This is a genomic window from Algoriphagus sp. UBA3586 (genome assembly GCF_002376385.1).
Classification (GTDB): domain Bacteria; phylum Bacteroidota; class Bacteroidia; order Cytophagales; family Cyclobacteriaceae; genus Algoriphagus; species Algoriphagus ornithinivorans.
In genome coordinates this window covers 327,422-339,637 of sequence record NZ_DFMT01000016.1, presented here as the reverse complement: position 1 = coordinate 339,637, position 12,216 = coordinate 327,422, and the positions used below count along the sequence as shown (strand labels likewise).

Here is a 12,216-nt window from a genome sequence, read left to right as displayed (position 1 = left end):
TGCTCAGCCGTATTTGTTATTTCTTGAGAGGCTCTGCTTCCCGAAGTTGTTTTTCCTGTCTCTTCACAGATTCTTCGTGGATACAATAAAGCAGTTCTTTCATGAATTTTTCGCTCAACTGCTTTGCCACTCCTTTTTGAGTTCTGCTTTCCATTACTTCTTTCCATCTGTTAGATTGGAATACTGTCAAGTGATGCTCTCTTTTATGCGTACCAATCTGATCAATCACAGCAAATCGTTCTTGCAAAATATCCAATAGCTGGTCATCTAAATGATCTACTGCTCTTCTCAAATCCTGCAACCTTTCGTCAGGCTTCATATTTTCCAAAGGCTCTTTGAAGTCAATTGATTGAATCATCTGCTTCAAAGCTTTTGGTGTTACTTGCTGCTTGGCATCAGACCATGCTTTGTCAGGGTCATGATGAGTTTCTATCATCAGTCCATCCAAACCAAAGTTCATAGCTCTTTGAGCAACTTCAAGAAGTCCATCTCTTCTTCCGACAATGTGGGAGGGATCATTGATTACTTCCATTCCTTGCCAAACGCGCTTAAGGTGGATAGGCATTGACCAATTGGGCTTGTTTCTGAAGCGCTTATCATAAGCATCAGAGAAACCTCTGTGAATTGCGGCTAATTTGTCAATACCCACTGCATGCATTCTTTCCAAAGCACCCATCCATAGGTCTAGATCAGGATTCATTGGGTTTTTAACCATGACAGGAACGTCCGAGCCTCTCAATGCTTCAGCAATCTCCTGAACCGCGAATGGATTGACTGTGGTACGAGCTCCAATCCACAATACATCTACTTTATGCTTCAGTGCCAGTTCAGCATGTGCAGCATTTCCAACTTCCACTGTAATAGGAATATTGAGGTGATGGCGGACGATCTCCATCCATTTTAATCCTTCTTCTCCAACTCCTTCGAATGATCCTGGTCTTGTTCTAGGCTTCCAGATTCCTGCTCTAAATAATTGAGGAACAGTGTTTTCCTCTTTCATCTCCTTGCAGATCTGTTCGATCTGCTCTGGCGTTTCCGCAGAACAAGGTCCTGCGATGATCAAAGGGGAGCTGAGTCCCAATCCCCAATCTTTGATTTGTTTGTGTGGTTTCATACGGCTTGAGCGTTTAAATGAAAAAAGCCCGACTCTTTCGAATCGGGCTTTTGTGATATTTATTTTCTTTTAGTTTTTGGCTAGACAATACACAGCTCCGATTCGATTTTTCATTCGAAAGTAAAAGTAAAAGAAAGTAAAATAGATCGCTGCTGTGATTAACATGCTGTAAATGTAAGCGGAGGAATTTTAATTGCAAAATATTTTTTTCACCAATTGATTATCAAATATGTAAAGTGAAGGGCTCTTCTTTGCGTTTATTTCAAATGAGATAAAAATATAGAATCAATTCAGAATAATTAATCACTAATGAATATAGTAACGGAATTATATATTGAAAAATAATTTTTCAACAAATAAAAGAATACTTCCTTTCATTATGTCACTTGCTTCAATTGTTTGATTCTATTTTATCCAAAATTTCTGTTTGAGTTCGAATAGACTCTTGATGTAGAATTCCGAAAATCTCCTGAATCAATTCTGGGTTCAATCCTAAGGATTCTCCCCACCTAGGTCGGCTATCGAAAATCTCTTTCCAACGCTCCATCTGCAATACGGCCACGTTATTGAGTTTTTTGTATTCACCTATTTTTTCAACCAATTGCATTCTCCTGTGCAAAGCTTCTAATAGGTCATGATCTGCTTGATCAATCTGACTTCTTATTTCTGCCAATTGATTGAGCATTTCTGCAGCTTCAAATTTCACCTTTCTGGTTTTCAACTGAGAAAGCATGAATTCCAGGTTTTTAGGAGTTAACTGTTGGGCAGCGTCGGACCATGCTTGATCCGGATTACAATGGGACTCAATGATCAAGCCATCAAAATTTAGATCCAGGGCCTTTTGTGCAATGATGGGCACTAGGTCTCTCTTTCCTGAGATATGACTTGGATCATTGATCATCATCAAATCAGGGAAATGAGTTCTGAATTCAATTGGGATCTGCCAAAGAGGGGAGTTACGGTGAATTTGATCCCTAAAATTTGAAAAACCTCTATGTATTACTGCCAGATCTTGAATCCCAATTTTTTGGAATCGCTCTACCGCTCCAATCCAAAGGCTTAAATCTGGATTGACAGGATTTTTAATCATCACCGGAATATTAACTCCTTTGAGACTTTCGGCTATTTCCTGAACGGTAAATGGATTGACTGTGGATCTTGCTCCAACCCAGAGTATATCAATTTCATGAGCCAGGGCTTCCTCAACATGTTGGGCAGAGGCAACCTCTATCGCAAATTTGACTGTGTATTTATTTTTAATTTCCTGGATCCAAGGAAGGGCAATGGATCCTAAGCCCTCGAAACTCCCTGGTCTTGTCCTTGGTTTCCATACACCTCCGCGTATTAAGTTGATGCCTTGAGATACCAATTCCTGAACAGTATTATCCAGTTGTTCGGGGGTTTCTATGCTGCATGGACCTGCAATAATTAAGGGCTTCGAATGGGAATTTTTATTGAAAAGGGTTTCCAAAGTATTCGGGTTTTTGTTCTTTAAAACTCAAGTAGGGGCGACTAGGTTTAATTTCCTGATTTTTTGATTTTTTCAGTATCAGATTCCGCCCAAATATCCCAACAAATCATCTGCTGAAGAGGTTTTTTTAATATCTTTGCACCTTTATTTGAGCAATATGCCAGTAAAACCCAAAATTTCTTTCGAGAATCTAGAAGTAGCCTTCGCTTCCAAGAGCGGTGCTGAATTGCGTAAAATGTATTTGATTTTCGCAACCCTCAATAATAATCTGATCTCCGATCTGGGTATTGGATTAGCAAATTTGGCCTTTAAACTCAAACTTCCGGTCAAAGGTATCATGAAAAAGACCATGTTTGGTCATTTTTGTGGAGGAGAAACTATCAAGGAGTCCATTCAAGCTTGTAAAAAGTTGGCGGAATACGGGGTAGAGTCTATTCTCGATCTTTCGGTAGAGGGAAAAGGAGATGAAGCCAGCTTTGATAAAACTACGGAGGAGATTTATCAGACCTTGGTCGAATCAGCCAAAACCGCTTACATGCCTTTCGGTGTATTTAAGGTAACCGGACTGGGAGATTATCATATCATGATCAAAATCCAGGATGGGGAAAAGTTAAGTAAAGAAGAGCAAGCTGCTTTTGATAGGATGAAAGCTAGGGTGGATAAACTTTGCAAAGCTGCTCATGACTTGGGATTAAGGATTCTTGTGGATGCAGAAGAATCTTGGTTCCAAAACGTTATAGATGATTTGGCCTATGAGGCCATGGAAAAATACAATCAAGACCGTTGTGTAGTCTATAACACCTATCAAATGTATAGGCACGACTCCTTGTCAAGATTGCAAAAAGCCCATTTGGTAGCTCAAGAAAAAGGCTATTTGTTGGGCGCCAAACCTGTAAGAGGTGCCTATATGGAAAAGGAGCGGGAAAGGGCAGAGGAGATGGGTTATCCTGATCCGATTCAACCTAATAAGGCAGCCACTGACAGGGATTATGATGCAGCCATCGCTTATTGTGTTGAGAACGGGATTTATCTGGTTTGTGCTACCCATAATGAAAAAAGTAGCCTTCAACTGATAGATTTGATGAACCTCAATGGGATAGACCCTAAGTCAGACCTGGTTTTCTTCTCTCAACTTTACGGGATGAGCGATAATATTTCCTTTAATCTGGCTAACTCGGGATATAGGGTGGTAAAATATGTTCCTTACGGCCCTGTAGAAAAAGTGATGCCATATTTAACCCGAAGAGCAGCAGAAAACAGTTCCATAGCTGGACAAAGCAGCAGAGAGTTTGAACTGGTGAAAAGGGAAATGAAAAGAAGAAAGAGGAATTAAAAGTGTGAAGTCTGAATTCAGAAGGCTGAATTTGAAATCAGAAAGCTGAAAAAGAATAGTCAAGGAATAAAATAAAAATTAGAACTCTCAAATCTATACCATGCAACTTTTGAGTGAACAGGAAATCGAACGAAGAAAAGACAGGGAAGAGCTGATGCAATTAGGGATAAACCCTTACCCAGCGGAAGCTTTCCCAATCAATGTCACTTCTGAGGATATTCATAAAAATTACGAAAATCATAAAACCGACTACAAAGATATCTCAATTGCTGGTCGATTGATGACCATTAGAATCATGGGCTCAGCTTCATTTGCTGAGATTCAGGATTCTACTGGAAGGTTACAGATTTATGTAAGAAGGGATGATATCTGTCCGGGAGAGGATAAAACACTTTACAATAGTGTATTCAAAAAGCTATTGGGTATAGGAGATTTTATAGGAGTTAAGGGATATATTTTTACTACTCAAACTGGAGAGATTTCCCTTCATGTCACTGAATTGAAGGTTCTTTCTAAATCCGTTAAGCCATTACCTGTAGTTAAAAGAGACGAAGAAGGGAATGTCTACGACGGATTTACAGATCCTGAAATGCGCTATAGACAACGCTATGTCGATTTGACTGTCAATCCAGAAGTGAAGCAAACTTTCATCACCAGATCCAAAATTATTTCTACCATGCGTAGATATTTTGACGATCACGGATGGTTGGAGGTAGAAACTCCTATTCTTCAGGCTGTTCATGGTGGTGCTGCTGCAAGACCCTTCCAGACTCATCATAATACGTTGGACATGCCTCTTTTTTTGAGAATCGCCAATGAACTTTATTTAAAGAGGTTGATTGTTGGTGGCTTTGATGGAGTTTATGAGTTTGGGAAAATGTTCCGTAATGAAGGAATGGACCGAACTCACAATCCGGAATTTACATCCATGGAAATCTATGTAGCCTACAAGGATTACATCTGGATGATGGAAATGGTGGAAGATCTTCTTGAAAAAGTTACCCTAGCGATTCATGGAGATACCAAAGTCAAAGTAGGAGAGAAGGAAATTGATTTTGCAGGTCCATACCGTCGTTTGACAATGTACGATTCGATTAAGGAATATGCTGGTATCGACGTGAGTAAAATGGGAGAAGAAGAACTCCGAAAAGTTTGTACTGAGCTAGGCATTGAAGTAGATGATTCTATGGGCAAAGGCAAACTGATTGATGAGATTTTCGGAGAAAAAGTTGAGGAACACTTAGTTCAGCCAACTTATATCACTGACTACCCAATTGAAATGACTCCCTTGGCGAAAAAGCACAGAACTGAACCTGGCTTGGTGGAGCGATTTGAATTGTTCGTGAATGGAAAAGAAATAGCAAATGCCTACACGGAATTAAATGATCCAATTGATCAGCGAGAGAGATTTGAAGACCAGTTGAAACTAGCCGAAAGAGGAGATGATGAGGCGATGGCCATGGATGAGGATTTCTTGAGATCTTTGGAATATGGAATGCCACCTACTTCGGGATTGGGTATTGGAATCGATAGATTGACCATGTTGCTGACCAATAAGACTACTATTCAGGAAGTATTATTCTTCCCTCAAATGAGACCTGAGAAAAAGCAGGTGGAAATGACTGAGGAAGAAAAGATGATTTTTGAATTAGTAAAGGGAAATCAGCCTGCTTTATTGCCTGAAATCAAGGGTATGACTGATTTGAGCAATAAAAAATGGGATGTTGCTATGAAAGGCTTAAGCAAAAAAGGAGTGGTATCTGTTCGAAAAGAAGGGGAAAACCTTTTTATTGATTTGGCAGAGTAGTTCTCTTAATTATTGAATCTGATTATCCGCAATCATGCCAGCTGCCTTATTTTCCTTGCTTGACAGGTTGGAAGACCGATGACCGAAGACGGAATGACCTTGCCTGATTTTGGTTGTCACAATTCCGTCTTGTGAACTGTTAATTTGTTTATATTTTGAGGTACTCTTTTTCTTGGTTGTTCAGGATTTCTGGGCTTCAATTTCAAGGTATATGCCATTGAAGGTTGAGTTTGCAACATTGATTTATATTGGAGGGGAGAAAGTCCATTGAGTACTTTCTTTCTTCTTTTCTTGTTGTGGTCAGCGACTGCTTTTTTCTGACATTTTCTCAATTCTTCAAGTTTCTTTGGCTTCCAGTAATTCAAGTATCCACTATTTATCAGATCGTTTGTTTTCTCTGCATAGGGGTTCTCGTAAGAGTACATGCACATACTTTGGAGAATTCCGTGTCGATTACACAACTCCTTGTATACCTCGCTCTCATACTGCTTGCCTCCATCGCTATGATGAATCATCCCTTTAAGTTTTACTCCATTCCCCACGGCTCTGCTGATTGCTTTTCGCATCACTGCTCTATAATTGAGCGCATGATTGGAATCATAAGCTCCATAGCCTACGATTTCTTGGTTGTACACATCGGTGATATAGATCGTGTAAAGCTTAGTGTCTCCGTATAGATAATGGGCCATATCTGCCTGCCAGACTTGATTTACTCCATTCACATCTTTCTGAACCAGCAGGTTAGAAAACTCCCGGGTACCTGATTGCGTGGCTCTCCCATAACGTTTGGGATATTTGACACGGTAACCCAACGCCATAAATAATGCTATACTTTTGTCCCTTCCTATGGGCAATTGATCACCAAACTCTTCATACATACTCCGGCAGCCTTGACTGGGACAAGTTTTACGGACTTTACGCAGGTTCAATTCTGCCAGCCGAATGACCTCATCTTCAATTTCTGGCTTACCAGCGGCAACTTTATAATAGGACTGACGGCTGTAACCCAATATCTTACAGGCTGAGCTGATCTCAAAAGAATACGGATGGATCATTTTTTCTGAGACTTTGATGCTGGATCGCCAAAACTTTTTTTTAAATCCACACGAAATTCATCTGATGCCTGCTCTACTATGATCCGGTACAGATCTGCCTCCAGTGATTTACGTCCCAAAGCAGCTTCCAGCTCCTTGATCCTACTTTTTAATACCTGAACCCTATTGTCCTGACTGTCTTTTTCCATAACCATTCTTGTCCCCTTCTTCAAGGTAGTCGAATATTTGTAAAGCCAAGTATATACAGTCTGTTTTCCGCCTATTCCGTATTCACGAACAGCCTGGAGAACTGTTAACTCTTTCCGTTCTATCTGACCTACAATCTGCCTACGCAAATCCTCACTGAAAATCCGCTGAGCTTTAAGTTGAAATCTTTTTGTCATCTTATTTGGTTTATCGTCCCAACAAAATGTGTCAACTTTTTTCAGGCATTGTCAGAAGCTTCTGGATTCTGATCCTTTCAGCAGACAATAAGCCATATTTTTGTCAATTCAGGTAAGAAGGCGGATATCCATATTATTGAATAAATAAAAGACCCCGGTCAATTTCTGATTGCCGGGGTCTTTGTTTAGAATCCTGGATTATCTTTTTTACGCGCTTCTTTTTCCCTCTCTGCGTAGCTAAAAACTTTAAGAAGTAGAGGACTGGTTCTCTCAGTCACCAATTCCCGGATTTTGTATTCTTCTTTGGCGATTTCTACAAATAAGCCATCTATAGCTTTCTGGGTAACATAAGCAGTCAAGTCGGTATTAACAGGTTTTACTAAAGGAATCTTGTTATACTGAGTCATCACATCAGACCAATAGTTGGTGGCGTTCACTTTTTGTAGGCTGCTATTAATTATGGGTGAAAATTTCTTAGTAAGCTCCTGAATGGTGGTTCGCGCGAAATACTGAGTCGCCGCATCATTTTCTCCCAATAAGATTCCCCGGACATCCTGCAAGGTCATCTGCTTAATAGCCGCGGTAAAAATGGGTTTAGCTTCCTTAGCTGCTTCCTCTGCGGCTTTGTTTAAGCTTTCAATAGCTTGATCGCAAACTGAGCCCAAGCCGATTGATCGAAGTGTTTTTTCAACATTTTTGGCCTCTTCAGGAAATAGAATCTTCACATCAGGATTTTTAAAATATCCGTCAACGGCAGATAATCGCTCTGTACTAACTCCGGTTCCTTTTTCCAAAGCCTCTTTCAGCCCCGTTGCAATTTCAGAATTATTCGGTGTACCTAAGGTTTGTTGGATTACTTTGTTTATCTGAGCTGTGGATTGACAAGAACTGAAGATTAGTAATCCTAAAAAAAACAGTAAATTTCTATATGGTCGACTCATGGTCATGGGATGATGGTTGATTGTATGATTGAAAGAACGGAAAAAACGCCAAAAAGATTTTAAAAGCAAGCCATATCAAGGGGAAGTTTAAGTTTTACGATAAAATCAGGAAGTCTTAAAATTTTGAGAATTTTTTATTAAAATTGATGATATCATTGATAAAATTTAATAAAGTGAGTCATTTAATGAAATATTGATAAATGAATTTAAGATTAAACTCGGAGTTTGGAACTCTCAGGGCAGTGTTGATGCATAGGCCGGGAAAGGAAATTGATAGGCTAACTCCCTATAACAAAGACTTTTTACTATTTGAAGATGTTCCTTACTTAGAGGCATTGCAAAAAGAACATGACGTTTTTTCCAATTTAATTAAAGAATCAACCGGAGCTACGGTTTACCAACTCAGAGAATTGTTAATCCGCGTATTATATGACGGGGAGATATTGCTGAGACTGATGAGGGAATCTCTTAGACGATCCAACATGGTTCATTTGGCTGAGGATATTTTGGAGCGATATTCTACAGCTGAATGTGCAGGGATTTTGACAGCGGGCTTAAAAGTGCATGAATTGAAAAGAAAAATTCCAAACTTGAATCAGGGAGAACTTTTGGATTATGCTTTTGTGATAACTCCTTGTCCTAATTTGTATTTTCAAAGAGATCCTATGGCACTCACGCCGGGCGGAATTATTTTTTCTTCCATGAAAATGGAAGGTAGACAGCGAGAAGCAAATTTGTTAAGGACCGTTTTTGAAAATCACCCGGAGTTCAAAGACCACGTCAATAAATTATACCCCATCAATGGTCATGATAATCCTCCAAGTATTGAAGGGGGAGATGTCATAGTCTTATCCCATGAGGCAGTAGCTATAGGGAACTCTGAGCGGACTGATGAAAAAGCTATTTACCATGCAGCCAAAGCTCTTCTGGCAGAGGGATCTGTGAAAAGGGTTTATGAGGTTCACTTGCCTGAAAAGCGAAATTATATGCATTTGGACACAGTTTTTACCGTTTTAGATGAAAACCTGGTGCTGACATATCCTGATGCTATGAATGCTGTCCTTCAAACATCTCTTTACACTTTAAAGGAGGTGCAGGATGATAAGGTGCATATCAAACGCGAAGTACTGAAGGAGTCACTTTTAACGGTTTTGGAAAGGGAGATTCCTCATTTAGAGGTTTTGGCAACTGCAGATGGAAATCCAGACTATTCTATGCGTGAGCAATGGTTTGATGGAGCTAATGTTTTTGCTATTGGACCGAGAAGAGTGATATCCTATAATAGGAACATTCACACCAACAGAGCCTTACGGAATATGGGAGTGGAGGTATTGGAAATTCCTTCCTCAGAATTATCCCGAGGTTTGGGAGGTCCGAGATGTATGACTATGCCACTGAGCCGAGCTAGGGTGTAGGGATAAAAAAGTGACTATTAATTTATGTGACCTTTAGCGGCTAGTTACCTGTAGTCGGGTGAAATTTATTCAGAATAATTGGGGACTGCCTTCGACTCCGCTCAGGCTGAAAAGAGAACCCGAGGTTGGGAGGTCCGAGATGTATGACTATGCCACTGAGCCGAGCTAGGGTGTAGGAACAAAAAAGGCCAGTTAAGTCAACTGGCCTTTATTTTTATAATTTAATGATCCAATTGTGTGGATCTTTTTGGCTTCCATATTTAATGCCATCCAATGCGGCTAAAACTTTGTGTGAAAAAGCATCTGCTGGTTTTTCTGGCAAGACATAATCCTTTCCATCAATATGGATTTTGGCAATATGAGCAATAGTCGCCGCAGTTCCCGTTCCAAATGCTTCTTCCAAAGTTCCATTTTCCAAAGCTTCTTTCAACTCAGAAACGCTTAAAAATCGTTCTTCGATTGGCTGATTCCAGTCATTTGCCAATTGAACCACCGAATTTCTGGTAATTCCCTTCAGGATCGTACCCGTGTGAAGAGGAGCTGTAATGAGTGTTCCATTTATTTTAAACATCACATTCATAGTACCACTTTCTTCTATGTTACTGTGACTTTTTCCATCTGTCCAAAGTAGTTGATCGTAACCAGCTTTTTGTGCCTGTAAGGCCGGATATAAGGAAGCAGCGTAGTTTCCAGCTGTTTTTGCAGCTCCCGTTCCTCCTTCAGTTGCTCTCGTAAACTTGGTTTCTACTTTTACAGAAACAGGCTTAGAGTAATAATTTCCTACTGGGCAGGTGAAAATGATGAATTTATAGGTGTCAGATGGTTTTACCCCGATGTAGTCATCCGTAGCAAACATGAATGGTCGAATATAAAGGGAGGCTCCTTTGGCAGTCGGAACCCAGTCTCTATCCAAATCCAAAAGCTGAAGCATACCCTCCATAAAGACCTCTTCAGGCAATGATGGCATGCACATCCTTTCAGCTGATTCATTCATTCTTTTCCAGTTAGCATCCGCTCGGAAAATCAAAATTTCACCTTCTTCATTTTTATATGCTTTCATTCCTTCAAAAATGGACTGCCCATAGTGAAGAGCGGCATTGGATGGGTTTAGCTGTAATGGTGCATAAGGTTCAATTCTCAAGTCAGTCCACTCTCCATTTTTATAATCTGCCACAAACATGTGATCAGAGATGGTTTTTCCAAAAACCAAATTGGAAAAATCAGTTTGCGGTAATCTGGAAGATGCTGTCTTGTGTACCGGTATGGCTAGCGAGGTTTTCATGCTAAATCGGATTCAGGCCAAAAGCCTTTGTTGAAATTTTATTTTACTACGGGCAAAATTTACCCAGTTTTTTAAACTCTAGGTTTCCAAGTTACTTCCTCTACCTCTAGTTCTTGGGCCATTTTTCTTCCCAAAACAAAGAAGTAGTCCGAAAGTCTATTCAAATATTGGATCACCATTTCATTCACTTGTTCGTAAGAGGCGAGTTCAACTGCCAATCTTTCAGCTCTTCTACACACCGTCCTTGCTAAGTGGCAAAATGAAACAGATTGGTGTCCACCTGGTAAGATAAATGCTGTAAGAGGAGCCAAATCAGCTTCCATACCATCCATTTGATGCTCTAGCATTTGGATGTCTTCAGCATGCAAATCTGGCTTTTTTACTTTATCCTTTCCCGGAACAGTGGCTAAATCAGCTCCAATTGTAAAGAGTCTATCCTGAATTTCTTTCAAAATATCAGATCTGGAATTATTTACTTCCTGATCTCTGAGAAGTCCCACATAAGAGTTGAGTTCGTCAATGGTACCATAAGCATCGATTCTTAAATCTGATTTTGGTACTCTGACTCCTCCCAACAATGAGGTAATTCCCTGATCTCCGGTTTTTGTATAAATTTTCATGAATAGCCCTTCAATTCTCCGACAAAAATAAGAATCTATTTGATAATACTTTGTTTGACTTAAGCGTGAACGCCTACCCCTCGGGTTGGATTTGGGTTCACCGTATCACTTTCTACCAAGCCGTCTCTTAATCTGACAATTCTATGCGCATAGTGGGCAATATCGTCTTCGTGAGTTACCATGATGATGGTATTTCCTTTTGAGTGTAGCTCATGAAAAAGCTCCATGATATCATAGGAAGTCTTAGAGTCTAGGTTTCCGGTAGGTTCATCCGCCAATATGATAGATGGATTGTTGACCAAAGCTCTTGCAATCGCAACTCTTTGTCTTTGTCCACCGGAAAGTTCATTTGGTCTGTGCTTGGTTCGATCACCAAGTCCAACATTGCTCAAAGCCTGAAATGCCATTTCTTCTCTCTCGGCTCTGCTAAAACCTGCATAAACCAAGGGCAGGGCTACATTCTCCAGGCAACTGGCTCTCGGAAGAAGGTTAAAAGTTTGGAACACGAAGCCTATTTCTTTATTTCTGATCTCCGCCAGCTCATTCTCAGTCATGTCACTGACATCCTTATTATTGAGAATGTATGTGCCGGAAGTAGGGGTATCAAGGCAACCGATGATATTCATCAAGGTAGATTTACCTGATCCTGAAGGACCCATAAAAGCTACATATTCCCCTCTATCCACTGTGATAGAAACGGATTTAAGGGCTTGAATAATTTCTGCCCCCATTTTGTAGGTTCGGTTGATATTATGGGTCTCAATAACTCTGCTCATGGTAAGTTGGGTTAGTGGT

Annotated in this window: 11 protein-coding genes; 3 read left to right on the top strand and 8 right to left on the bottom strand. The window is 40.2% G+C overall.

Going from position 1 to position 12,216, the window contains the following annotated elements:
* Positions 1–16: 16 nt before the first annotated feature.
* Complete coding sequence (locus B2906_RS06080; RefSeq protein ID WP_091650053.1) at positions 17–1,114, bottom strand: chorismate mutase; 1,098 nt, start codon at positions 1,112–1,114, stop codon at positions 17–19.
* A gap of 391 nt (positions 1,115–1,505) precedes the next feature.
* Positions 1,506–2,585, bottom strand: coding sequence for a bifunctional 3-deoxy-7-phosphoheptulonate synthase/chorismate mutase type II (locus tag B2906_RS06075; RefSeq protein WP_286935942.1), 1,080 nt, complete (start codon positions 2,583–2,585; stop codon positions 1,506–1,508).
* Positions 2,586–2,742: 157 nt separating this feature from the next.
* On the opposite strand from B2906_RS06075, the gene B2906_RS06070 reads away from it, so the two are divergent.
* Positions 2,743–3,918, top strand: coding sequence for a proline dehydrogenase family protein (locus B2906_RS06070; RefSeq protein ID WP_286935941.1), 1,176 nt, complete (start codon positions 2,743–2,745; stop codon positions 3,916–3,918).
* 100 nt (positions 3,919–4,018) lie between these two features.
* Positions 4,019–5,725, top strand: coding sequence for a lysine--tRNA ligase (gene lysS / locus B2906_RS06065; RefSeq protein WP_286935940.1), 1,707 nt, complete (start codon positions 4,019–4,021; stop codon positions 5,723–5,725).
* A gap of 116 nt (positions 5,726–5,841) precedes the next feature.
* Here the strand turns inward: lysS and B2906_RS06060 are convergent, their stop codons facing one another.
* The 3 genes from B2906_RS06060 to B2906_RS06050 form a co-directional block, all read right to left on the bottom strand.
* Entirely contained in the window at positions 5,842–6,780 is a 939-nt protein-coding gene (locus tag B2906_RS06060) for a DDE-type integrase/transposase/recombinase (protein ID WP_286935939.1), read from the bottom strand.
* Complete coding sequence (locus tag B2906_RS06055) at positions 6,777–7,163, bottom strand: transposase (RefSeq protein WP_286935938.1); 387 nt, start codon at positions 7,161–7,163, stop codon at positions 6,777–6,779. The genes B2906_RS06060 and B2906_RS06055 overlap by 4 nt, the downstream gene beginning before the upstream one ends.
* Before the next feature lie 185 nt (positions 7,164–7,348).
* Positions 7,349–8,110: a DUF4197 domain-containing protein gene (locus B2906_RS06050; protein ID WP_286935937.1), complete on the bottom strand. Its 762-nt coding sequence runs from the start codon at positions 8,108–8,110 to the stop codon at positions 7,349–7,351.
* 194 nt (positions 8,111–8,304) lie between these two features.
* Here B2906_RS06050 and B2906_RS06045 point away from each other — a divergent pair, with 194 nt between their 5' ends.
* A complete protein-coding gene (locus B2906_RS06045) occupies positions 8,305–9,519 on the top strand; it encodes an arginine deiminase family protein (protein ID WP_091650065.1) in 1,215 nt (404 codons plus the stop codon).
* A gap of 214 nt (positions 9,520–9,733) precedes the next feature.
* Here the strand turns inward: B2906_RS06045 and B2906_RS06040 are convergent, their stop codons facing one another.
* From B2906_RS06040 to B2906_RS06030, 3 genes are all read right to left on the bottom strand, one after another.
* The gene (locus B2906_RS06040; protein WP_219959084.1) at positions 9,734–10,801 is read right to left on the bottom strand and encodes a branched-chain amino acid aminotransferase; all 1,068 of its coding nucleotides are present in this window, start codon (positions 10,799–10,801) and stop codon (positions 9,734–9,736) included.
* Positions 10,802–10,872: 71 nt separating this feature from the next.
* Positions 10,873–11,421, bottom strand: coding sequence for a cob(I)yrinic acid a,c-diamide adenosyltransferase (locus tag B2906_RS06035; protein ID WP_286935936.1), 549 nt, complete (start codon positions 11,419–11,421; stop codon positions 10,873–10,875).
* 59 nt (positions 11,422–11,480) lie between these two features.
* On the bottom strand, positions 11,481–12,197 hold the full coding sequence (locus B2906_RS06030; protein WP_091650073.1) for an ABC transporter ATP-binding protein: 717 nt from the start codon (positions 12,195–12,197) through the stop codon (positions 11,481–11,483).
* Positions 12,198–12,216 lie beyond the last annotated feature (19 nt).